This window comes from Thomasclavelia sp. (assembly GCF_047249845.1).
Lineage (GTDB): Bacteria > Bacillota_I > Bacilli_A > Erysipelotrichales > Coprobacillaceae > Thomasclavelia.
On sequence record NZ_JBKTWO010000002.1, the window covers coordinates 35,172 to 58,698 of the forward strand.

Here is a 23,527-nt window from a genome sequence, read left to right on the forward strand (position 1 = left end):
AAAGTAACGAGAGGAAAGATGATATTGAATAATAAAGGAAGAATTGAAAACTCTATTCGAAATTCTATATTAGGAGTAACAGTCCAAGCTGCAAATGTTTTATTGGGTCTTATTGTCAGAACTTTTTTTATTCGTTGTTTAAGTAGGGAATATTTAGGAGTAAATGGTTTGTTTTCAAATATTTTGACGGTTCTTTCTTTGGCAGAGATGGGTATTGGAAGTGCAATTGTTTATAATATGTATAAGCCTATAGCGAATAATGACGAAAAAACGATTGCCAAATTAATGAATTTTTACAAGCAAACGTATATAATTATAGGTTGCATTGTTGCTGTTGTCGGTTTGTGCATAACTCCTTTTTTAAATAATATAATTTATAATCAATCAGATATTTCAAATTTGGTATTGATTTATTTGTTATATTTGTCGAACACTGTGTTTTCCTATTTTTTTGCATATAAAAGATCTATTTTTAGTGCAGATCAAAAAGAAAGTGTTTTGCATGTTTTTCGTTTGATATTTTATATAATTAGATCATTGGCACAAATTTTAATATTGCTATTTCTTCATGATTTTATTATATATCTTTTATGTCAAATCATATGTACATTTTTTGAAAATATATTAGTATCAATTTATGCTGATAGAGAATATGGATTTTTGAGAAAATATAAAAAAGAGAACTTATCCAAGCAAGAAAAGAAAACCATATTTAAAAATATAAAGGCGCTTTTTATTTATAAAATTGGTAGTACAGCATTGGATGGAACGGATAATATAATCATTTCTGTTTTCGATGGAATAATTAGTGTTGGCCTTTTTTCAAATTATACATTGGTTAGTAATTCTGTACAACTTCTTTTATCACAAATTTGTAATTCTTTGACGGGTAGTATAGGAAATTTTATTGCTAAGGAGGAGGAAGGTAGATATGAGGAATTGCTTAATAAGGTTACATTTCTTAATTTTTTAATTTATGGTGGTTCTTTTGTTATTTTAACAGCTTGTTTATCACCGTTCATTGGAATATGGATTGGCGATGACTATACTTTAAAATTTTGGATTGTTTTTATACATTGTTTGAATGTATACATTTATGGTATGATGAATTCAATATGGACTTTTAGATCAACTATGGGACTTTTTGTATACGGTAAATGGAGACCAATTTTTTCAGCAATTATTAATATTGTAATTTCGATTTTGTTTGCTAAATATTGGGGACTTTTGGGAGTGTTGCTGGGAACAACTTTTACAAGAGTGGTTACTAATGTTTGGTATGATCCATATATTGTTTTTAAACACGGATTAAAAAAGAAACCGTTTAAATTTTTTAAGCAATGGATTTATTATTTGCTTATAGTTTTTTGTCTAGTTTTTGTAATTAGATTTATAAATAATATTATATTGTTATCAGGAGCACTAAGCTTAATTTTTAATATAATACTTTCGACAATATTGTTTTTGAGCACAATAGTTTTAATTTTCAGAAAGACATCGGTATTTAATTACTTTATGAATATTATAAAATCTTTTATATCTAAGACAAAGTGATATCATATCACGAAAGTAGACTATGAAAAATTAAGAAAGTGGGAAAAACGCTGTGAAATAATCTTTAATTGTCTAAAACAGTACCAATATGGACAGAAATACGGTAAACGTAAGTTTATGTTGATATCGACATAAACTTACTTATGTGGGTGTGCTAGGCATGGCATATATCTAACTGGTGAAAGTCCAGTTGTGGGTATTTACCGCCAAGCGTAGTGAACCACAAGCCGTTGATAGTGATGTCATGGGTGAAGGAAGTGGTGTAACAAATCTTTTGAGCCTACGAATAGAAACCTGATGAGGCTAAATGGTGGATGAGGTTGCCAATCAAACCGAAGTCCAAAGGGTAAAAGTAAAACCAAGACAGTAAATCAGGAGGTTGTGAAGAGAAAGATATATGTCTTACTCTGGGAGGTCTTGTGGACAGTGAAGCCCAATAAACTTTAAAATCAGTAATGGTACTACTGGTCGGAAAAGGTTTATCACAAGAAGTCAGCAGACGTCATAGTGTGCGACTTGTAAAGTCGATAATTTAATTGCACATATAGTGCTATCACATCCTTCTTGTGATATTTCTACTAATTGATGCCTAGTAAGTAATGAAAGGTGTTAAGCAATTTGGGACAATGTGGAAAGTGTGATAACCACAATCATACAACTGCTAGGAAAAGATGTACATGATTAATGTAACTGAACTGCTATAAGGGTCGTCAATCGTGAAAAGGTGAAAGTGGTTGAAATACCTTAACCAAAAAGGTATAGGGGTTGGGTTACGGTAATTACTATGGTGCTGTAACGAGAAGGACAAAACACCCTCGGTCTATAGGCAGAGTCTAAATATGTCAAATTATTAAACTATCGAAACAAGGTAAACCCTATATATTCCCAAGGTTGTGGGTAGGCGGATTGCGAAAGACGAGTGAGACGAAAAAAGCTATGTTATCAAACAAAGCCATGGTAATAGGATATTATACGTTATAGATGCGTGAGTGGAATGCGGTGAAAGTCGCACGTTCCGTTCTTTGGAGGGGGAAGTGCTGAAAAGTATTTCCCCTATCTGACAGGTAGCAAATGCTGAAGGACTGAAATGTTTATAGAGTGCAAATCACTATGAGTAATAATCAGGTAGTCCGAAAGTGAAGATAATCTATAACAGTGAAACGTAATCACTGATGAGGAAGATAATGGGGATGTGATGTTTTAAAATAATTTCAAGATCATTTACGGAAAAAATAGATACTTGCTTATTTTTGATATCACTTTTTACAGGAATAGCATTCAATTCTTTGTAGTAACTTATCAATTCTATATTGTGGTTAGATGAATATTTATAGAAATATCTTATAACTGCAAGCTTTTGATTTTTTGTAGAAATACTTCAATTAAGTTTTTCTTCACCATTTTAAAAAAACTTCAACTAAACTTATTGATGTATATCCAAAGTTGAATGAACTTAAAGGGATATTTAATTTTGTTGTAGCATAGTTTAAATATTGATTAATAGCAGTTCTATGTGACATAATGGCATATAAACTTGCGCCTTTTTGTTTTGGAAGAAGATAGTTAGAAAATCCCTTATCATTTTGAAGAATATCAAAAAATAAGTATAGTACGGATAGCTCACTTTTTTAGTTAAAAGATATGAAAGGGAGTCGCCAATGATAAAATCAGTAATCATTTTTACTGTTTATATAAAAAATACTGGTAGTAGGTCTATGTTAGATATACTAATTTTTGACACTACCGGAGAAAGATAAAGGATAAAACAATGAAAATAGTTAGCGTGATTATTCCGGTATATAATGCAGAAGCATCTCTGGAACGGTGCGTAAATAGTATACTTGTGCAATCTTTAAATAGGATTGAGGTGATTTTGGTTAATGATGGGTCGACTGATAAAAGTAGTAATATATGTGATTCATATGCACATAAAGATAAACGTGTTAGAGTAATACACACATCTAATAAAGGTGTCTCTGCGGCAAGGAATAAGGGACTTTCTCAAGCAAAGGGAGAATATGTGATTTTCGTTGATAGTGATGATTACATTGAAAAACAAATGCTTGAAAGACTAGTAACAATAGCTGAAAGAGAATGTATAGATGTAGTAATATCTGGATATAATTATATTCAATTTAATGGGGATATACGAGTACGGAGGATTAATTTACCTGCTGAAATAATAATTAGAAAAGAAGAAATGAGAAAACTAATTTTTAGAAAAGCTAATCAAAGTTTCTTATGGTTTGTTTGGAATAAATTGTATAAGAGGAGTATGCTTCTAAATAACAATATAAAATTTAATGAAGAGTTATTTATTGGAGAGGATTCACCATTTAATATGCGTGCTTTTTTATGTGCGGAAAGAGTTTACTATCTTGATGATACACTTTACAATTATGTTCAGACATATGGTAGTTTAACACAAACAAAGTACAAAGAGGATTTACTTGAAAAATTAGAAAATCTTTGGAAAGAAAAGAGAGAGATTTGTAAAGAATATGACCTTTTTGGATATGAATTTTCTTTGGCTCAATATACTATTGATCATACTCTTCCGATGCTTTTACAAAATGAATTAGCAGCGGGATATGGTAAAAAAAGGATTAACGAAGAATTGCATAAAATCCGTAATAGTGAAATGATGAAAGTGGTTTATAGTCAAAGTAATTTAAAGAAAAATAATAAATCAATTAAAATGTTGATAATGATGTTTATGTTGAAGTATAAAATGTATTTAGTTTTGGTATTTTTACTATCCAAGGGAAAAATGAATTATAATGAGAATATGAAAAGATTATTGATTATTTTGTGCTTACTTTAAGCTATTAAAACATCATAAAAAATATGAATATTTAACAGCTTTTTTCTATGAAAACAATTAAATAAAATGGCTCTAAATCAGCACTTTCAGGCTGAAATATGGTATAATAAGTATATACTAGCTAACTATATAAAAATTAAGTGTTTTTATATAAAGTTTGAAATATTTTATTTGTTTGATTTTTAGTTATGTTAGATCATTGAAATGTGAATATGTTTTATCATAGTAATTCTGGATTGAATTGGTTACCGATTGTTTCTAGGTGATAGATAATTCTTAATAACTTTCTTATGCAGTGACTTTGTGCACATCTATGACTCTTGCCCTGTAATCTCTTTAAATCATAGTAATTTTTAAAAACTGTGTTGAATTTTATTACAGGTAAAATAATTTGATACAATGTTTTTCTCAGATATTTTGATTCTGACTTAGCTATAGCACTATGTTTTGCTTCAAATTGACTGGATTCATAATGATATGGTGCTATACCTGCAGCTTTTATTATTTTTGGGGGCTTTGAGTAGTTGCAAACGCCTCCTAATTCCGCTAGAATAGAAGTACTAGAGAAATGTGATATTCCTGGTATGGTGAGAATAGGAGAGTTGTTTTCGACGGAGAACTCTTCTATTTTTTTATCTATTCCTTTAATCTGGTCATTTGTTTTACTAAATGTTTGATTTGCAGTTCTTCTGCAAACGAATCAATACCAATAGATTCTTTAGTTTTGGCTTTTAATCTTTCCGTCGTTAAAGAAATACGTTGTCCTCTTCCGGTTATATCAAAACATTTACGAATAGTCCTTATATCAGCATTAGAGATGCTGCGGGCGCTACCGAACTTTTTTAAAATATTCATATGAACATAACCGTATTTAGATTTAAAAAGAGTGTTATATTCAGGGAAGACTAAGTCAATCGATTTTTGAAGACGATTTGAAAGAACATTTATTTCTTCCTTGAGCATATAATGCTGTCTTGTCAACTGCTTTTGTTCATACAGATCAAACTTATTAATTAGTGTTATACGATAAGGTTTATCTTGTTTGTTTGAACTTAATAAATCACAAATATTGAGAGTATCTAATTTATCATTTTTAGTAATACCGCCATTTAATCTGCGATTTAGATCAGTAGATTTAGGGTTAATCAAAGCAACATTGAATTCTTTAGACAGGATAAGGCGAAATGGTAATGACCAGTATCTTTCATACCGATGAGAATATCATCCTTTGAAAAGGCATCTAAGAGTTTCATAAGGGAATCAAATCCCTCAATGTTATTTTTAAAGCTGATAGGGTTAAGAATAATTTCACCAGTAAGCTTATCCATAATGCTTACAAAGTGAGAGTTCTTTCCAATGTCAATTCCAACTAGGTTCATAAGTAATCATCCTTTCTAAAAATGTGTCTGTGGTATCCACAATACATAGACCATAAAACCTGGTGCAAAATACGAATTCAAAGACCCATCTAACTCATCGTTATTTTGGAATATGCAAGTGGTTCAAACCTCCTTGAAGTAGCCAACCAAAGCCACAGGAAAAAATACAAATCCACATTCACATAAAACAATTTAACATATAAACATAACCGTAATCAACTACGGAAATAAAAGTTGATAGAAAGGAGAAGGTATATTTAATGACTGCTAAATAGGTCATTTATAATATACTAGGGATTATAAATGTGTATATGGTTACCAGATGCGGATGCGATTGAAATGGATTCTGATGCATTAAATATTTTGTTTGTAAATAATAGAATTAATAATTTTTTATCAAAGAAATCTAAAAGTCATGGAATTAGTGGAATTAAAGGGCAAGGGAAAACCTTTTTAATAAAAATGAAAAGAAAAAAGATTCAAAATGGATACGGTGATAAAAATGATTTATCAATTTTATGTTACCCTATTGATAGAATGGTTTCTGTTCTTGATCGTAGTCTTACGATTAAAAAAAGTATATATAATTATCTGGAGGATTTTTCGGTGTGGATAAACATATGGAAACTTGCTCTTGTAATAACTTTAATGCAGGATCCCGAAAGTAATATTTATTATAAAAAAATCACTTTTAATGATATGAATAAAGTGGAGCTAATATTAAATAAATTATTTATAATGGAAAATAGAACATTGTCAATTACAAATGTTTTTTCAAAACTTTTGCAACTTGATAAAAATGATTTAAATTTATTAGTAAGAAGTACTAATGTATTACTGTTATATTTAGATAGAATAAATCATGGTATTTGTTTTTTTATTGATAAAATTGATCAAGCTTTTTCTTTAGATAAATATCCACCATTTGGTTCTACAAAATCATCTACTGGTCCAAGAAATGCTTCATTTTGGCAGTATGCACAATTTTCATTAGCAATTATGTCATATGATATAAAAAATATAAACAACCATATTAAAGTTTATTTCACTTTAAGAAATGAAGCACTTATTGATGCTGAAAAACTTGATCAAAATTCATTTCGTAATGTAAAAAGTTATATTATGAATTTAGATTATAGCAAACAAGAGTTGAGGGAAATGTTTGAAATGTATATTAAAGCAGAAGATGAAGCGTTATTAAAAAATCCATCTGTTTTAAAAAATGATGTGTCAAAAGCATTTATTGGATTTAGTAAAATTAATCATCAATATATAAATAAATCTGAAGAAATTTTTGATTATATTTATAGACATTCAATGAAAAGACCATGTGATATTATGAATATTTGTAAAGAAATTAGTAATAATTTAAATTATTTAGATGAACATTATTTGAGACAAATAGTTAACAGAACAGCTAGAGCAAATTTAAAAAATTATTTAGCAGAGCAAAAACCATTTATGTCATGTGATTTTAATGAGTTGCTAGAGGTTCTTGTGGGAGTAAATACAAATGTGTTTAGTCTGAATTATATGAAGAATGTATGTGATAGATATAATCTTTCAAAAGATAATATTCGTCGATGTACTCGTAATTGTCTTGCTTGTCAAAGTCTTCAACCATTTTCTATTCTATATAATATTGGATTATTAGGATATATAAAAGAACATACAAATGAAATGTTTTTTTCAAGACAAGGTTATAGTATAATTTCTTTGAACTCTCACTCATTAACTAATCATAAATTGTTTTTCTTGCATCCGTGCTTAACAGATTTTGTATCTTTAGAAAGAAGAAATAGAAATTTGAATTTCTATTATAATAATTGTTTAATAGTAAGCGATGGTGATATTATTACTAGTTCTGAAATAAAAAGCGCTATGAGAAATTTTAAAACTTATGATAAAAAAATGACTGATGAAAAGATTTTTGTTTCTTCTACTGTAAATGATTTGTTGAATGAAAGATCTATTTTAAGAGATAGAATTTTTGAATTAAATAAAACACCAATCATGAGTGAATATGAAGATTTTAGATATATATCTGATTTAAATTTACATTCTCATGATATTTGCATAAAAGAAGCTTTAAGCTGTAAAAATTTGATTTTTATAATTGGAAAAAAGTATGGTGGAAATTATAATGGAATTAATTATGAAAAAATACGCGAACAAATAAAAAAAGATAGTAAGGGAAAAATTGATTCTCCATCTATATCGTTGATGGAATTTTATACTTTTAAAAATAAAAAGAATAAATATTATCATATATTTGTTTCGGAAACAATTATGAATTGTCTTAGGGATGATAGGCAAAGAATGGAACAAGGCATAGATAAAGAAATTATAACAGAAGTAAATTTTTTAAATCATTTGGCAAATGCTGATGAAAATATACGGGGAAATTGGTTTCATGTATATAAAGACATGAATGATTTCAAGCAGAGAGTTTATAGCTTGATTTTATTATAATTTAAGATGTTTAAAAAATATTAATATAGTTATGTATAATTTTTAATAAAATATGATCAAGTACATTATATTAATGGATCTTAAATTACAAAGTGATATTAAAAGTCATTATTTATATGGGGCTGTAACGAGTAAATAACTCATAAACAGTTTCAAATAACGCAAAAACGCACATGATGTGCGTTTTTCTAGTATAATTTTGTTATGCAAAATACAAATATATACAAGACAGATTATACCGCATATCAACCATATATGCTACTCGATTTTACTTTTTCTTTTGAAAAGGATGTTCCCCAGGATGATATTTGTAGAACTTTGATTGAAATTGCTGAGGAGGTTAACTTAAATATGTATGTCGATTTCTCTCACAGAAATTCTCATGGGTACGATGGTGTTATGATGTTTAAGCTTGTTATATTGGCTAAAGCTGAATACGGATATGTTTCTACTAGAGATATCGCTCATTTATGCAAAACTGATGTACGATATATGTTTATTGCTCAAAATCAAAGACTAGCCATATGTCTTTTCAAAGTGGTCCTATGTCAATATTTCGGACTGATTAAATATAAGATTTTTAATTAGTTTAAGCTAACTGATAGTCCGCTTCATACCTGTTTGGTGACTGATAGTCACAATGCGAGTATATCTTTACTGTGTTATAAAATCTTTCCAGATATTTAAATACCAATTTATATGCATGATCATAATTTATGATTCCAAATTGGTTTAACCACTCCCTTTTTATTATCGAGTGATACGATTCTATACATGCATTATCCCATAGATTACCTTTTACTGAATAACTGCATAACATATCTTTTGTCAGTTCTCTGTGTTTTTTTGATGTGTAAGCGAATAAGGGAGTAGAATTACTTCCACTCCCTCTTCTAAGAACCGTACATGAGAGTTTCCCACTCATATGGCTCAAGCATTTCTTCACTATTTATAGCAGCAACAACTGGTGTTTGTACTTTTTGTTTTCTTTGTTTAAAATATTCCTTATCTATATAGGGATTCTTTCCCAAATTTAATCTTGGGTGTTTTTTTATTTTGATTATCTATTAATCAGTTTTTTTAATCTCATCATTATATTTTATGTAAATAAAGCTTACTTATGCATGATATTTATTGTTACCATTACAATTGATTTATAGTTTCAAAGCTCGTTTATTTTTACTAACTGTTTTTACTGGCACTTTAATCATGCACTTATAAAATAAATCATCATGATCAATTATTAATATACCATTATATTGTCTAATAATACCTTTAATACTCTTTAATCCAATTCCATGATTTTGTTTATCTTTTTTAGATGTAACAGCACCCTCTTTAAGAATACTATTAGAATCATAAGTATTTTTAATAATAATCGTAGTATACTGCTGATCTTGATAAATATGAATAATGATCTTTTTATAATCAGGGTTTATATTTTCAATTGCATTATCTAATAAATTGCCAATTACAATAAAGAAATCTATTGTATCAAATGGAGTTATCTCCATTTGATTAGTTACGATTAATTCAATCCCATGTTTATCTATTTTATCTTTATAATAATTTAAAATAAAATTAAATTCTTTATTATTAATATCATAAACGTTTTTTAAATTAGTCTCATTCAATTTTTCCTTTAAATAATTTAATGCTTCTTGAGAATTATTGTTTTCAATACAATATATTGTAGATAATAAAATATGATTTAAATCATGTTTGATTTTCTTGATCTTTTTATCATTATCAACAATATTTTGATAATTATCTTTTTGATGCTGTAATTCCGATTCTAAAAAGTGTTTTTCCCTTTGATATTTTGAATATTCATTAAAAATACAAAATACGACAATTGATAAAATCATTATAATAAGTAATCCAAAAATAATATTAGGTGATAAAGAAACTGTCTCAAAAATAATATCAAATAACTCAACATGAATAATAATTAAGCATGCTAGAACGATATTAATATACCAAAGTGTTTTACTGGCATGATGCTGATATTTTTTAATTGTTTTAGAAATATAATAAGCACTTATAAAATATATTATTTTTGAAACAATAGCAGTTTCTATTGTAATACCAGGGTAATTATCATAATAGACAATCTTGCTAATAAAAATAGCTAAGGAATTAGAAAAAGTCAAAATTACCCAAACCATAAAAGCATTAAAGATATTGACAGAGTAACTGTTTTTTCTAGTCAGAGAAGCAAAAGTATAATAAACTAAAATATCGATAATTAAAAAGATATTATTATCTATATAATAAATATCATATAGAGTTACTAATAAGTATGATAAAGATGTAAAAAGAATAATATAGGTGTAGCGATATTTATAATTTTTGTCAGATAATCTATCGATAAAATAAATACCGATAAATGATTCAATTATATTTATTATTTGATTTACTAGCATGATAAATACCTCTCAATAAATAAATGATATTTATCTTTACCAATAGAAATAATCTTATCATTATTCATGATGATTTTTTTACAATCATATACTTTTACATAATCAAGATTTACATAGTAGGATTTATTTATATGAAAAAAGTCATTAGAATTAATCATTTTTATGATCTCTTTCAATGATTTACGTACTTGAAATGATTTATTAATTGTATGAATAGTTGTTATATGATCAGTTGTTTCACAAAATAAAATATCATTTATCTTTATTTTTGCTTTTCCTTGATATGTTTTTAAGATCAAGTATTTATTTTTTTCATTAATTAATTTAAAAACTGCTTTTAATGCATAAAATAATTCCTTATCCATTCTTCTTTTTCTAATAAAGTCAAATGGATGGACTTTAAAGGAATCAAATACTAAATGCTCCATATTAGTTATAAAAATAATTATAGTATTATTCGATAGAGTAGTTGCAAATTCAATTCCATTAATAGATGGCATATCAATATCTAAAAAGATAAGATCCTGGTTTATTAGATCTTTTATTTGTAAAGGGTCATTACAACATTGAATCCTTACTTCATGTTTATTTATTTGACAATAATCATTGACTAAAGAAAAAATAGAATTAAGGTCATGTTGATTATCATCAATAATTGTAATATTATACATGAGTAGTCCACCTCCCATATTCATTCTAACATATTTTAGATTATTTTGTTGGAATGGTAAAGTATGTAATTTAAAAAATATATAAAAGGAGATCTTTATGATTTATACACTCAGTCAATATATTACTAATTATTTGATTAAACATAAAATAATTAATAAGGAAATTGAAATATATGAATATGGTTTTGAATTAATGATTTCAACCTGGATTGGTACAATCTTAGTTTTAATTGTAGGTGGTTTTACAAATCATTTTTTAGATGCTATTATTTATGAATGTGTATTTAGATTTACTCGTGTTTATACAGGCGGTTATCATTGTAAAACATATACTAGGTGTATTTTATCATATGTATTCTTTTTTATAATCTTTGTCCTTTTATTTCCTTATTTAAATGTAATATCTTTTTATAGTATCTTATTTGTTTGTTTAATTAATCTTTTTATTGTAATGCTTCTTTGTCCAGTTGATCATCAAAATAAAAAATTATCAGAAGATGAAAAGAAATATTTTAAGATAAAAAGTATTATTAGAATGTTAATTATAGATTTAATAGTTATATTATTACTAGTTTTAAATCTTAATCAGATTGCTATTGTTTTATATAGTATTAGTGTTATTGATCAATTAATTATTTTAGGTTATCTTGAAAATAAGCAATTATAATCTTACGTTATATTCAGGGTGTTTTACGTCAACTAACTTGTAGGAAATTATTAAATATAATAAAATTATTTACAAGGAGGACAGATATGAAAAAAATGTATAATAAACTTTTAACATTAGCGGCTTCATCAGCTTTCATTTTAGCCATTCAAGCTGTAAACGTTGCATCAAGAGAACATATATATCAAGGTGAGGAACCAGAGGCACTTAAAAAATATAAAAGATAATAATAAGATAAACCAGGTTTGTACGCCTGGTTTATTTTTTTAAGCAAATTCTTTTTTTAATCGTTCTAGAGCTTTTAAAAGAACTGAAGTTGGACAAGCAATATTAATTCTTTCAAATCCTTCACCCTCTTGTCCAAAAATATAACCTTCATCTAAATATAAATCAGCATTAATCATTTTCTTTTCTAGATCCTTAAAATGATAACCATAATCTCTAAAATCTAACCAGGCTAAATATGTTCCTTGTAAAGGATAGACTTTTACTATAGGTAAATTATTATTTATAAAATCTACTAATATTTGATAATTTTTATGAATTAATATTTTAAACTCTTCTAACCAATTTTCAGCTTTATCATAGGCTAGGATAGTAGCTTCATAAGCAATTGTATTTAAACTATGAAAACTTCTTTTTTCCTGCTGCATAATAAATTTATCTTTTAAATTAGGATTTTTAATAATAATATTTGATCCCTGTAAACCTGCTAGGTTAAAACTTTTACTTGGAGCAGTGCAAGTAATCGTAATATTTGCAACTTTATCATTTAAAGTTGCAATAGGATAATGTTTAAAACCAGGCATAATCAAATCTTGATGAATTTCATCACTAACAATAATAAGATTATTATCTAGACATATTTTTGCAACCTTTTCTAGTTCCTCTTTTTTCCAAACACGGCCTATAGGATTGTGAGGATTACATAAAATTAGCATTGTATTATTTGGGTCTTTGGCTAAACTTTCAAATTTATCAAAATCGATTGTATAATTAGTATCTTGATTGATTAATGAACATTTAATGACTTGACGATCATTTGTTTCAATAGCATGATAAAAAGGATGGTATACAGGTGTAAAAATAATCACACCTTCATTTATATTTGTAAATGCTGCTACAGCATCAAATAATGCAGGGACGATACCATTTGATATCACGACCCAGTCTTTTTCAATTTTATAATCATGTTTATTTAACATCCAGTTTGTTACAGCTTGATAATATCTATCAGTCGGATTAGTATATCCTAAAACAACATCATTATTTAAAAATTGAATTAAGCCATCTTTAATTTCAGGGGCTAACGGGATGTCAATATCGGCTACAGATAATGGTACGATATTATTAGGAATATTAGATTTAGTTTCTTTCATAATATCCCATTTGCTAGAACCCTTATGACTACGATCAATTATAGTTTTAAAATCATATTTCATGTCTTTATCTCCTTGTTAAGTATTAATTTATTACACCTAAAAATAATGTCGATAAAAAGAATCTAAATAGATTCTTTAATTATCAATCATTTTGGATGTTTTCTTTCTTTTAAAACAGTATATAATAGCCAAATACCAAGACCTACAGCTGTAATAAATCCAATGAAACCTAAAGCTGGGATCCCAAATACTTTAGGAGTCATTTGGGTAGTACATAATAAACTGCTAGCCATTAATAAACCAGCACTCACTATTCCAACAGTAAGCTTATTTACCATATGATTTACAGATTTTAAAGGTACACTAGAATCCATAATATTCAAATTAATTTTGATGCGACCTTTCATAATCATATTAATAACTTCTGATAATTGAATAGGGAGATCAAATGAATGTTTAAAAGCATCATAAGCTTTTTTACCAGTAGTAGATAGCTCTTTTTTTATATCAAAATGATTAAACATATGTCCAGATACATGGTTAGCAGCAATTTCAATAATACTAATATCAGGATCGATCAGCATTACAGTACTTTCAATAGTCACTAATCCTCGTGCTAACATGCTGACTCCTTTAGGGATAGAAATATAATGCTTATGGGCAATCGTAAAAACTTCTTGAATAGCATCACCTAGATTAATATCCTTTAAATTAGCACTAACATAATGATTCATAAATGTTTCAATATCGTCATAAAACAAAGCATAATCAATACGATTATCATGGTTACCTAAGGTTAAAATAACATCTGCTAATTTTTGGGCATCACTACTACCAATTGCAATAACAGCATTTTTCATTAACGCTTTGTCTACAGCATTTAATATTCCCATCATGCCAAAATCAATCCAAATAATTTTGCCATCTCTAATCCGTAAATTACCAGGATGAGGATCGGCATGAAAGAAACCATCATCAACGATTTGTTTTATATAATTTTCTGCTAATTTAGCAGCAATTTCTTTACGATCATATCCATTTTTTAATAAAATATCGAATTTATCAATTTCTAAACCATCAATATATTCCATCACTAATATTTTACTAGTAGTATAATCGGTTTCAATAACAGGTGTCCCAATACAAGCAATATCTTTATTTAAATTAGCGAACCGTTTTGCAAATGCAGCTTCGTTTAAAAAATCCATTTCTTCTTTAGCAGTATACCAGAATTCATCTAAAACGATATTTAAATCAACAACACTACCTAATGTTTCATTGATTCGAAGTAGCTTGATAGCACGACGAATCAATGAAATATCTTGTTCCATTGTTTCATAAATATTAGGTCTTTGGACTTTAACAACGATTTCTTTTCCATTTTTTAAAACTGCTTTATGAACTTGTGCAATTGATGCACTTCCTAAAGGAATTTCATTAAACTCTAAAAAAACATCTTCTAAATTACAGCCATATTCATTTTCAATAACATTACGTACAGTTAGAATATCAAGTGGAGCAACATTATCACGAAGTTTAATTAATTCTTTACAATAGCGCTCTGAAAACATATCTTGACGAGAAGCCATGATTTGCCCAATTTTTACAAAAGTAGGACCAAGGTCTTCTAATATAATTCTAAACTTAATGGGATCAATTCCTTTAGTTAAATGATGTTTTTTTAAAATACAAATAATTTGGACAAGGCGCTGTTTACTACTTATTGTATTTTGATTATTCTGTTTCACTTGTGCCATTTTGTAATTCTTCAATTTTTACTTTTAATATTTCTAAATCTTTTGGATCGATTTTTTCTAAATCTTTACTGACTTTTTCTACTGATATAGGTTTTTCCATTTTTTTAGCTAAATTATGTTTTAGCTCTTTATTTAATACTTTACCTTGTTCAACAGTTAATTCACCTTTTTTAACTAACTCATCTATCACGTCTTTTGATTTTTCGATTGTTACAGCAGCTGCACCAATTCCTGCTAGTAGAACCTTTTTTAAATCATCACTTAAATTATTCATATAAACGACCTTCTTTCTTTATTATCTATTTATATTTTAGCACTTTTTAGATTAATTTTTAATAAATATTCTAGTTTTGTTAGGATTAGCATAAATTTAGATGTTTTGTATATTATTATTAAAGGTGATTGATAAAAGGGTTGTAATAAGGGGATTAAAATGGGTATACTAAGATTAAATATAAAAATGATAGGTGATTATAGATATGAATAATAAAAGTAAGTATAAATATATATTAAGAATATGTATCGTGATATATATTCTCACATCAATATTTGGTTTCTATATAAATTATGTAAATAATAATTCGACTGCTTTATTTATGGGGGTTATAGCATTATTGACACCATGGATAATTCCAGGATTATTTAAATTATTTAAATTAACAGCAACAGATGAAATATATATTATAAACATAGTTTTTATTTATTTTGCTTCATTGATTGGAAGTTGTTTTAATGGATATAGTCTTCCTTTTTTTGATAAAGCATTACACTTTTCAAGTGGGATCTTTGCATCATTATTAGCAATAATTTTATTTTGCAGGATTAAAAAAGAAAAAAGAATTAATAAAATTAAAGATTATCATATATTTGTATTATTTGTTAATAATACAAATCTTGCAATTGCTATGTTATGGGAACTTTATGAGTATATGATGCTGATTTTATTTAATAATGATTGTATTAATCATTATAAAACAGGAGTTCATGATTCTATGACTGATATGCTTTGTGCACTTGTAGCAGGAATAATTGTAATTATCTTGATTCATCGTTATCATAAATATGAAAAGAGTAATTTTTTATTGAGACTATGTGAAAATTTTTATGAACAGAATTATTAATTTGAGGATATCTATTAAAATCATTAATAGATATTTTTTAATAAGAAGCATATTAATTGAAGCTGTTAAATCATATATGCTAGAATGACATCCTAAGGACGTGAGAAGATGATAATACAGAAGAGAACTGGTCAATATCAAGACTATGATAACAATAAAATAAAAAAGGCACTTGAAAAAGCATTCAAAAGCCTTGATCAATTAATTAAAGAAAATGATTTAGAACTTATTATTAAAGATATCGAACAATCATTATATGATCAAATAAATGTTGAAATGATTCAAGATCTTGTCGAAGAATCATTAATGAAACATGGTTATCTCCAGGTAGCAAAAGCATATATTTTATATCGACAAAAGCATACTGAACAAAGAAAGATTATAAATGAACTGTTAGAATTATTAAAAGATGAAGGTTTAGAAAAATTATTATTAACTATACAAGATGATTATCCTCAAAGTGAATATTCATTACAATTATTATTAGTGAAATTTAAATCTTTTTATAAAGAAAATATGGACTTACAAGATACTTTAATGCTTTTAGCTAAAGCAAGTAATGAGCTAATTAGTAAAGAAGCTCCTAAATGGGAAATGATTTCAGCCCGGTTTTTAAGTTATGAAATCAATCGACGTGTTAAGCAAAAGATGTCTAGATACAATATAGAAAGTTTATATGATAAAATTCAGTATCTAACAAATCAGGGATATTATGGTACATATATCTTAGAACATTACTCACAGGTAGAGGTTGAAAAATTAAGTGATTATTTAGATGATAAACGTGATGAATTATTTACATACAGTGGTTTAGAACTAATTATGAAGCGGTATTTAATTCAAGATCATCAGCGTGAGATACTGGAAAAACCCCAAGAAATGTTTATGTTGATCTCGATGCATCTAGCAATGAAAGAGACTGATAGAGTTAAATGGGCTAAAGAATTTTATGATATTTTAAGTACTTTAAAAGTAACCATGGCAACTCCGACTATGTCTAATGCGAGAAAACCATTTCATCAAATGAGTTCATGTTTTATTGATACTGTTGATGATTCATTGGCAGGAATCTATAAAAGTATCGATAACTTTGCTAAAGTTTCTAAAAATGGTGGCGGTATGGGCTTGTATTTTGGAAAAGTACGCGCTAATGGCAGCAGTATTAGAGGTTTTAAAGGAGCAGCAGGAGGCGTGATTCGCTGGATAAAGCTGGTTAATGATACGGCTACTGCAGTTGATCAACTTGGTGTAAGGCAGGGAGCAGCCGCTGTATATTTAGATGTCTGGCATCGAGATCTACCAGAATTTTTACAATTAAAAACTAATAATGGTGATGACCGAATGAAGGCACATGATATATTTCCAGCTGTTTGTTATCCTGATTTATTTTGGAAATTAGCTAAAAATGATCTTGATGCCCCATGGTATTTAATGTGTCCCCATGAAATTCATGAAGTCAAAGGATATTATTTAGAAGATTATTATGGTGAAAATTGGCAGCAAAAATATTATGAATGTGTTGAGGATGAGCGAATTACAAAAAGAGTAATGACAGTTAAAGAAATTGTTCGTTTAATTATTAAATCATTAGTGGAAACAGGAACACCATTTACATTTAATCGAGATCATGTTAATAAAATGAATCCAAATAGTCATCAAGGAATGATTTATTGTAGTAATTTATGTACAGAAATTGCCCAAAATATGAAAGCAATGGAAATTTTGCCTCATGAAGTAATTGAAATTGATGGTGAAAAGATTGTTGTTGAAAAAACAGTTCCTGGTGATTTTGTTGTTTGTAATCTTGCTTCATTGACTCTAGGAAGGCTTGATGTTAGAAATGATAAGAAATTAAAACATACAATATCGGTAGTTGTTAGGGCATTAGATAATGTAATTGATTTAAATTATTATCCAATTCCCTTTGCTAAAATAACAAATCAAAAGTATCGTCCAATTGGTTTAGGTACAAGTGGTTATCATCATATGTTAGTAAAGCAGGGAATATCATTTGAAAGTGATGAACATTTGGAGTTTGTCGATGAGCTCTATGAAAAAATAAATTATTTTGCATTAGCCGCCTCTTGTGATTTAGCTAAAGAAAAAGGAAGCTATGAGTTATTTCAAGGAAGTGATTTTGAAACTGGTGCTTATTTTAAAAAACGTCACTATCAAAGTAATGCTTGGCAAACATTACAAAAAGATATTCAGCAGAATGGTCTTAGAAATGGTTATCTTTTAGCAGTTGCACCTACCAGTTCAACTTCAATTATTGCTGGAACAAGTGCAGCCGTCGATCCGATTATGAAAAAATATTTTATGGAAGAAAAGAAGGGCAGTATGATTATTAGAGTAGCCCCAGATTTGGATACGAAAACATTTTGGCTTTATAAAAATGCTCATCATATTGATCAAAGCTGGATAATTAAAGCTGCTGGAATTCGACAACGACATATTGATCAGGCACAATCGGTTAATTTATATATGACAAATGAGTTTACATTTAGAAAACTGCTTGATTTATACCTTCAAGCTTGGCAATATGGAGTAAAAACTATTTATTATGTTCGAAGTCAGTCACTTGAAGTTGAAGAATGTGAATCATGTAGTGCATAGGAGGAAATCATGGAATTAAAGAAAAAAGCTTTATTTAATGCAAGTGGTGATATAGAAGTAAGAAAAAGACGTATGATTAATGGTAATACCACAAATCTAAATGATTTTAATAATATGAAATATGCTTGGGTTAGTGACTGGTATCGTCAAGCGATGAATAATTTTTGGATACCTGAAGAAATCAATTTAACCCAGGATATACGTGATTATCGATTATTAAATGATAAGGAAAGAAAAGCATATGACAAGATATTGTCTTTTTTAGTCTTTTTAGATTCATTACAAACAGCTAATCTTCCTAATATTGGAGAATATATTACTGCTAATGAAATTAATCTTTGTTTGACAATTCAGGCATTTCAAGAAGCTGTTCACTCTCAAAGTTATAGTTATATGCTTGATTCGATTTGTTCACCAGCCAAAAGAGATGAAATCTTATACCAATGGAAATATGATGAGCATTTATTAAAAAGAAATGAATTTATTGGTGAACAGTATAATGCTTTTCTTGAACATAAAGATAGTTTTCATTTAATGAAAACTATCATGGCTAATTATATTTTAGAAGGAATTTATTTTTACTCAGGTTTTATGTTTTTCTATAACTTAGGACGAATGGGCAAGATGTCTGGTTCTGCCCAAGAAATTCGATACATAAATCGTGACGAAAATACACATCTTTGGTTATTTAGAAATATGATCATTGAACTGCAAAAAGAAGAACCTGAACTTTTTACTCCTGATAAGGTAGCAGTATATCGTGATATGTTAAAACGCGGAGTTAAAGAGGAAATTGCTTGGGGTCAATATGTTTTGGGTAATGATATCGAAGGATTAACGATGGAAATGATCAGTGATTATATTCACTATTTAGGTAATCTTCGGGCTCGTTCATTAAATTTTGAACCGCTTTTTGATGGATTTGAAAAAGAGCCGGAATCAATGAAATGGGTTAGCATATATAGTAATGCTAATAATATTAAAACAGATTTTTTTGAAGCAAAATCAACCGCATATGCAAAATCGAGTGCTATTGAAGATGATTTATAGATAATTGATAATGTTAATAAAACTGTTGACAAATAAAAATGTTAGCAGTTTTTTGTTATTATAGAAATAAAAAAAGATTTCAAAACTATTAATAGTTTGAGACCTTTTTATTTGGATACTGTTTTTAAAAATACATGATTACTAGTGAAAACGTTTATAAACAATTTTTTTTAAATAAGCTTTAATAAAAAATAATAATAAGATTAACAGTAATAAAAATATTAAAGTAATGATCATAGTTTAAAAATTAACCTGTTATTTTTTAAACTTAGCTCAATACTGTTATTCTTTTTATTGTAATAATTTAATATATTGTAATCACTTATACTGTGATATATAAATTTCATTTTTTCATCCTTTCAAATAGTTAGTTTTGACTAACTATGTGAATATCTTAATCTGTTAAATAATATTTGTCAAATATAATGATAGTAAAAATTTTTAACTATTAATAAATTATATAAAATTAATCATATAATAAAGAAAATAAAGATTCTCATTAAGATAGTATTTAGTTATAATTATAGTAAATAACTTAAAAAGATTAGGGGGTCAATTAAGATAAAACTTTAATAATTTTTTATAATGAAGAAAGGTAGGGTCAAGATGACAACAATGACAGTATATCGCTGCCCTTGCTGTGGTGGTGAAATAAGTTTTAATAGTGATAATCAAAAACTAGTTTGTCCTTATTGTGATACTGCATTTGAAGTTGAAACATTGAAAATGTATAAGGAACAGCTTCTAGAATCACAAGAGGATAAAATGGAATGGAGTGATGCTTTTGAACATGATACCTTGGATAATGAAGATATTGTAATGTATTCATGTGAAAATTGTGGGGGAGAAATAATTGGTAATAAAGAGACTATTGCTACAAGTTGTCCATACTGTGCAAGTCCAGTAATCATGAATAAAAATGTATCAGGACAGTTAAGGCCTAATTATGTGATACCATTTAAATTAGATTCGAAGGATGCAAAAGAACAATTATTGAATTTTTTTAAAGGCAAAGCATTTTTGCCTCGTAATTTTAAAAATGACAGTACGCTTGATGAGATAAAAGGGATTTATGTTCCGTTTTGGACATATCATTGTCTTGCAGATGTTAAACAACAATATAAAGCAACTCGGATTAGTCATTATAGTGATGATGAATATCATTATACAAAAACTAAATATTATTCATTGACTCGAGAAGGGACAGTAGAATTTAATAATGTTCCTGTTGATGGTTCTTCTAAGATTGATGATGAATATATGCAGTCAATTGAACCATTTGATTTTAATGATGCAGTAGATTTTGATACTGCTTATTTAGCTGGTTATTTTGCTGATAAGTATGATGAAGGTAGTAAAGATAGTGAACCTAAGGCAAATAAGCGAATTAAAAATTCTACAGAGAGTATTTTTAGCTCTACAGTTACAGGATATTCAACCTCACAAATTGAACATTCAACTATTCAATTAAAAAATAAACATGTTGATTATTATTTATTGCCAGTTTGGATTTTAAATTTAAAATGGAATGATAAGATCTATCCTTTAATGATGAATGGGCAAACAGGTAAATTAATTGGTGATCTACCTGCTGATATGAAACTATTTTGGAAATCAGTTTTAATAATTACTGCAATTTCTGCGATAATTATTTATATTTTTTTAGGTGGGGTATAAAAGGATGAAAAAATTTAAATGTATTTTATTAGTATTGCTTCTTTTTGTTACCACTATTACACCAGTTCATGCAGGATCCAAATATGTTTATGATAATGGTAATTCGTTTAAATATTTATGTAGTTCACTAGAGCAATTATCAGAGAACTTTTATGAACGATATAAGATCAATATTGTAGTTGTGTCAGTTAAAAATAATCAAGAAGATTTTAATCTTGGTGATTATGCAAATCAGTTATATCAGGAGAATTTTGGAGAAACAGATGGTATAGTTTTTGCAATCAACTTTAGTAATGGTAGTGATTATGGTAAATATATGAATGCCTTTGGCAATGCTGGGCAATATTTAAATGATACTATTGATATAAATATGCTAATTAAAGGTAGTGATAGTGTTGAAAATATAGTATATAAGATTCAGTCAATTGTCTATCAGATATCATTAGCTATCAATAATGTTGAGTCGTCGAGAAATGTCGTGGATATGGCAAATATCTTGAGTCTTGAACAAATAGATTTATTAGAGCAAAAAATTATTAAAATCACTAATGATTATCAGATGGATGTTGTTATTTTAACAACTTATTTAAATAATGGTAAAAGTATGATGGATTTAGCTGATGATTATTATGATGAAAATGATTATGGAATTGATTTAGCTAAAAATGGATTGATTATAGTATTAAGTTTACAGAGTAATGAATGGTATATTTCAACCTCTGGTAAGGCAATAGATGTTTTTAGTGATTGGGGAATTGAGTATCTTGGAAAAGTAATGAAACCTAGTTTTGCTAATAAAAATTTTTATCAGGGGTTTGAAGATTTTATTAGTTATATAGAAAAATTTAGTATACAAGCAGAAACTGGAAAACCATATGATCGTTATAATCATGGAGATTTGCCAAATCTGGATGAAGATGAAGTTGTATCTAATGACCAAGGGGTTAGTGATCAGGAGATAAAGGACAAGGAGCCATTAGATTCGAACAAAAGGATATTAGGATCAGTTGGTATGGGGCTAATAATTGGATTCATTGTTTCATGTATTCGGTTGGGAAAATTAAAGACCAAAAAAGCTGTAAAAAATGCAAATGAATATATTAAAGAAAATAGTTTTAAATTAACTAAATCTAATGACCTGTATTTATATCAAAAAGTAACTAAAAAACGTAGACCTAGCTCTGAAGATGATGATATATCTAACTCACATAAATCTAGTGGTTCGATAAAAAGTTCAACACATAGAAGTTCAGGTAGTTCCACTCATCATAGTTCATCAGGAAGAACACATGGTGGCGGTGGGGGTAAATTTTAAAACTGTTTATTATATGAGATAAAAAAAGAAAGAATCAATCTATAAAATAAGATTAATTCTTTTTTTTACTATGCTTTCTTTAACATTCGTTCAATAATACCTTTTTTCATATAAGTTTTTTCAACTAGCTGATCTATTGACATACCATCTTTATATAATCTTTTTATCATAACCGCCAAATCTTCACCAACTTCAATAATATGTTTATCTGGGTCATAAAAACGAATAATTTTCTGTCCCCATGGCATTGTAGTAACTCCTTCTAGAGTATCTACGTTTTCATTCTTTATCCGCTCAATAAAACTATCAAAATCCTCTTCTTCAAAATAAAACTCAACTACATTACCTTGATATGTAAAAAAATTTTGTTTACAATTAGTAAATTGACGCCATGATTCTTCTGTTTGTAAAGAAAGACCACCTGTAAAAGTAACATTTACTCCTAAATCAGATATTATTCTAATTTGTAAAACTTTAGTATAAAATTCTTTTGATTTTTCAATATCTTTTACTACTAACATTGGACCTTTGTATTTCATTATATACTCCTTTCTTAAATAAGCATCCATATTTTAATTGAGATTAATTTTTAGATATAATTAATTATTTTATGATC

General features: G+C 27.7%; 19 protein-coding genes and 1 pseudogene. 11 read left to right on the plus strand and 9 right to left on the minus strand.

Annotated features, from left to right (window positions below; translation table 11 throughout):
* Positions 1 to 24 precede the first annotated feature (24 nt).
* Complete coding sequence (locus ACLR9T_RS00690; protein WP_413107609.1) at positions 25 to 1,554, plus strand: lipopolysaccharide biosynthesis protein; 1,530 nt, start codon at positions 25 to 27, stop codon at positions 1,552 to 1,554.
* Between the two features lie 1,768 nt (positions 1,555 to 3,322).
* A complete protein-coding gene (locus ACLR9T_RS00695; RefSeq protein ID WP_413107610.1) occupies positions 3,323 to 4,378 on the plus strand; it encodes a glycosyltransferase in 1,056 nt (351 codons plus the stop codon).
* Between the two features lie 220 nt (positions 4,379 to 4,598).
* Here ACLR9T_RS00695 and ACLR9T_RS00700 read toward each other — a convergent pair whose 3' ends face one another.
* Together ACLR9T_RS00700 and ACLR9T_RS00705 are read right to left on the minus strand one after the other, a co-directional pair.
* Positions 4,599 to 5,027: a transposase gene (locus tag ACLR9T_RS00700; protein WP_413107679.1), complete on the minus strand. Its 429-nt coding sequence runs from the start codon at positions 5,025 to 5,027 to the stop codon at positions 4,599 to 4,601.
* Positions 5,015 to 5,757: pseudogene (locus ACLR9T_RS00705) on the minus strand (IS110 family transposase). Before ACLR9T_RS00705 ends, ACLR9T_RS00700 begins: the two are co-directional and overlap by 13 nt.
* A 303-nt stretch (positions 5,758 to 6,060) precedes the next feature.
* Between ACLR9T_RS00705 and ACLR9T_RS00710 the strand changes: the two are divergent.
* Positions 6,061 to 8,229 (plus strand): DUF4062 domain-containing protein, encoded by a 2,169-nt coding sequence (locus ACLR9T_RS00710; protein WP_413107611.1) that lies wholly within the window; start codon positions 6,061 to 6,063, stop codon positions 8,227 to 8,229.
* Between the two features lie 255 nt (positions 8,230 to 8,484).
* Complete coding sequence (locus ACLR9T_RS00715) at positions 8,485 to 8,817, plus strand: hypothetical protein (RefSeq protein WP_413107612.1); 333 nt, start codon at positions 8,485 to 8,487, stop codon at positions 8,815 to 8,817.
* 1 nt (position 8,818) lies between these two features.
* On the opposite strand, the gene ACLR9T_RS00720 is transcribed toward ACLR9T_RS00715, so the two are convergent.
* The 3 genes from ACLR9T_RS00720 to ACLR9T_RS00730 form a co-directional block, all read right to left on the minus strand.
* A complete protein-coding gene (locus ACLR9T_RS00720) occupies positions 8,819 to 9,154 on the minus strand; it encodes a hypothetical protein (protein ID WP_413107613.1) in 336 nt (111 codons plus the stop codon).
* A 229-nt stretch (positions 9,155 to 9,383) separates the two neighbouring features.
* Positions 9,384 to 10,655, minus strand: coding sequence for a GHKL domain-containing protein (locus ACLR9T_RS00725; RefSeq protein ID WP_413107614.1), 1,272 nt, complete (start codon positions 10,653 to 10,655; stop codon positions 9,384 to 9,386).
* Positions 10,649 to 11,326, minus strand: coding sequence for a LytR/AlgR family response regulator transcription factor (locus tag ACLR9T_RS00730; RefSeq protein WP_413107615.1), 678 nt, complete (start codon positions 11,324 to 11,326; stop codon positions 10,649 to 10,651). The genes ACLR9T_RS00725 and ACLR9T_RS00730 overlap by 7 nt, the downstream gene beginning before the upstream one ends.
* A gap of 97 nt (positions 11,327 to 11,423) precedes the next feature.
* Between ACLR9T_RS00730 and ACLR9T_RS00735 the strand changes: the two genes are divergently transcribed.
* Entirely contained in the window at positions 11,424 to 11,993 is a 570-nt protein-coding gene (locus tag ACLR9T_RS00735; RefSeq protein WP_413107616.1) for an accessory gene regulator ArgB-like protein, read from the plus strand.
* An 86-nt stretch (positions 11,994 to 12,079) separates the two neighbouring features.
* Positions 12,080 to 12,220 carry a cyclic lactone autoinducer peptide gene (locus ACLR9T_RS00740; RefSeq protein WP_413107617.1) on the plus strand — a complete coding sequence of 47 codons (141 nt, stop codon included), beginning with the start codon at positions 12,080 to 12,082 and terminating at the stop codon, positions 12,218 to 12,220.
* Between the two features lie 39 nt (positions 12,221 to 12,259).
* Here the strand turns inward: ACLR9T_RS00740 and ACLR9T_RS00745 are convergent, their stop codons facing one another.
* The 3 genes from ACLR9T_RS00745 to ACLR9T_RS00755 all read right to left on the minus strand — a co-directional run bounded on the left by ACLR9T_RS00745 (position 12,260) and on the right by ACLR9T_RS00755 (position 15,406).
* Positions 12,260 to 13,435 carry a MalY/PatB family protein gene (locus tag ACLR9T_RS00745; RefSeq protein ID WP_413107618.1) on the minus strand — a complete coding sequence of 392 codons (1,176 nt, stop codon included), beginning with the start codon at positions 13,433 to 13,435 and terminating at the stop codon, positions 12,260 to 12,262.
* Between the two features lie 86 nt (positions 13,436 to 13,521).
* On the minus strand, positions 13,522 to 15,132 hold the full coding sequence (locus tag ACLR9T_RS00750; RefSeq protein ID WP_413107619.1) for an ABC1 kinase family protein: 1,611 nt from the start codon (positions 15,130 to 15,132) through the stop codon (positions 13,522 to 13,524).
* Positions 15,110 to 15,406, minus strand: a complete 297-nt coding sequence (locus tag ACLR9T_RS00755; RefSeq protein ID WP_413107620.1) for a phasin family protein — start codon at positions 15,404 to 15,406, stop codon at positions 15,110 to 15,112. Before ACLR9T_RS00755 ends, ACLR9T_RS00750 begins: the two co-directional genes overlap by 23 nt.
* A gap of 205 nt (positions 15,407 to 15,611) precedes the next feature.
* On the opposite strand from ACLR9T_RS00755, the gene ACLR9T_RS00760 reads away from it, so the two are divergent.
* The 5 genes from ACLR9T_RS00760 (at position 15,612) to ACLR9T_RS00780 (ending at position 22,911) form a co-directional block, all read left to right on the plus strand.
* Positions 15,612 to 16,253, plus strand: a complete 642-nt coding sequence (locus tag ACLR9T_RS00760) for a hypothetical protein (protein ID WP_413107621.1) — start codon at positions 15,612 to 15,614, stop codon at positions 16,251 to 16,253.
* 108 nt (positions 16,254 to 16,361) lie between these two features.
* Positions 16,362 to 18,869: a ribonucleoside-diphosphate reductase subunit alpha gene (locus tag ACLR9T_RS00765; protein ID WP_413107622.1), complete on the plus strand. Its 2,508-nt coding sequence runs from the start codon at positions 16,362 to 16,364 to the stop codon at positions 18,867 to 18,869.
* A 9-nt stretch (positions 18,870 to 18,878) separates the two neighbouring features.
* Positions 18,879 to 19,919 carry a ribonucleotide-diphosphate reductase subunit beta gene (locus ACLR9T_RS00770; RefSeq protein WP_413107623.1) on the plus strand — a complete coding sequence of 347 codons (1,041 nt, stop codon included), beginning with the start codon at positions 18,879 to 18,881 and terminating at the stop codon, positions 19,917 to 19,919.
* A gap of 606 nt (positions 19,920 to 20,525) precedes the next feature.
* Positions 20,526 to 21,596, plus strand: a complete 1,071-nt coding sequence (locus ACLR9T_RS00775; protein WP_413107624.1) for a hypothetical protein — start codon at positions 20,526 to 20,528, stop codon at positions 21,594 to 21,596.
* Positions 21,597 to 21,600: 4 nt separating this feature from the next.
* Entirely contained in the window at positions 21,601 to 22,911 is a 1,311-nt protein-coding gene (locus ACLR9T_RS00780) for a TPM domain-containing protein (protein ID WP_413107625.1), read from the plus strand.
* 68 nt (positions 22,912 to 22,979) lie between these two features.
* Here ACLR9T_RS00780 and ACLR9T_RS00785 read toward each other — a convergent pair whose 3' ends face one another.
* On the minus strand, positions 22,980 to 23,450 hold the full coding sequence (locus ACLR9T_RS00785; protein ID WP_413107626.1) for a VOC family protein: 471 nt from the start codon (positions 23,448 to 23,450) through the stop codon (positions 22,980 to 22,982).
* Positions 23,451 to 23,527: the final 77 nt, after the last annotated feature.

Excerpts from the sequence above, each read along its gene's own strand:
- ACLR9T_RS00745 (WP_413107618.1), bottom strand. The coding sequence starts at position 13,435 with ATGAAATATGATTTTAAAACTATAATTGATCGTAGTCATAAGGGTTCT.
- ACLR9T_RS00735 (WP_413107616.1), top strand. The coding sequence starts at position 11,424 with ATGATTTATACACTCAGTCAATATATTACTAATTATTTGATTAAACAT.
- ACLR9T_RS00760 (WP_413107621.1), top strand. The coding sequence starts at position 15,612 with ATGAATAATAAAAGTAAGTATAAATATATATTAAGAATATGTATCGTG.
- ACLR9T_RS00725 (WP_413107614.1), bottom strand. The coding sequence starts at position 10,655 with ATGCTAGTAAATCAAATAATAAATATAATTGAATCATTTATCGGTATT.
- ACLR9T_RS00740 (WP_413107617.1), top strand. The coding sequence starts at position 12,080 with ATGAAAAAAATGTATAATAAACTTTTAACATTAGCGGCTTCATCAGCT.
- ACLR9T_RS00780 (WP_413107625.1), top strand. The coding sequence starts at position 21,601 with ATGAAAAAATTTAAATGTATTTTATTAGTATTGCTTCTTTTTGTTACC.
- ACLR9T_RS00750 (WP_413107619.1), bottom strand. The coding sequence starts at position 15,132 with ATGGCACAAGTGAAACAGAATAATCAAAATACAATAAGTAGTAAACAG.
- ACLR9T_RS00710 (WP_413107611.1), top strand. The coding sequence starts at position 6,061 with ATGTGTATATGGTTACCAGATGCGGATGCGATTGAAATGGATTCTGAT.
- ACLR9T_RS00770 (WP_413107623.1), top strand. The coding sequence starts at position 18,879 with ATGGAATTAAAGAAAAAAGCTTTATTTAATGCAAGTGGTGATATAGAA.
- ACLR9T_RS00775 (WP_413107624.1), top strand. The coding sequence starts at position 20,526 with ATGACAACAATGACAGTATATCGCTGCCCTTGCTGTGGTGGTGAAATA.
- ACLR9T_RS00720 (WP_413107613.1), bottom strand. The coding sequence starts at position 9,154 with ATGAGTGGGAAACTCTCATGTACGGTTCTTAGAAGAGGGAGTGGAAGT.
- ACLR9T_RS00765 (WP_413107622.1), top strand. The coding sequence starts at position 16,362 with ATGATAATACAGAAGAGAACTGGTCAATATCAAGACTATGATAACAAT.
- ACLR9T_RS00730 (WP_413107615.1), bottom strand. The coding sequence starts at position 11,326 with ATGTATAATATTACAATTATTGATGATAATCAACATGACCTTAATTCT.
- ACLR9T_RS00785 (WP_413107626.1), bottom strand. The coding sequence starts at position 23,450 with ATGAAATACAAAGGTCCAATGTTAGTAGTAAAAGATATTGAAAAATCA.
- ACLR9T_RS00695 (WP_413107610.1), top strand. The coding sequence starts at position 3,323 with ATGAAAATAGTTAGCGTGATTATTCCGGTATATAATGCAGAAGCATCT.
- ACLR9T_RS00755 (WP_413107620.1), bottom strand. The coding sequence starts at position 15,406 with ATGAATAATTTAAGTGATGATTTAAAAAAGGTTCTACTAGCAGGAATT.
- ACLR9T_RS00715 (WP_413107612.1), top strand. The coding sequence starts at position 8,485 with ATGCTACTCGATTTTACTTTTTCTTTTGAAAAGGATGTTCCCCAGGAT.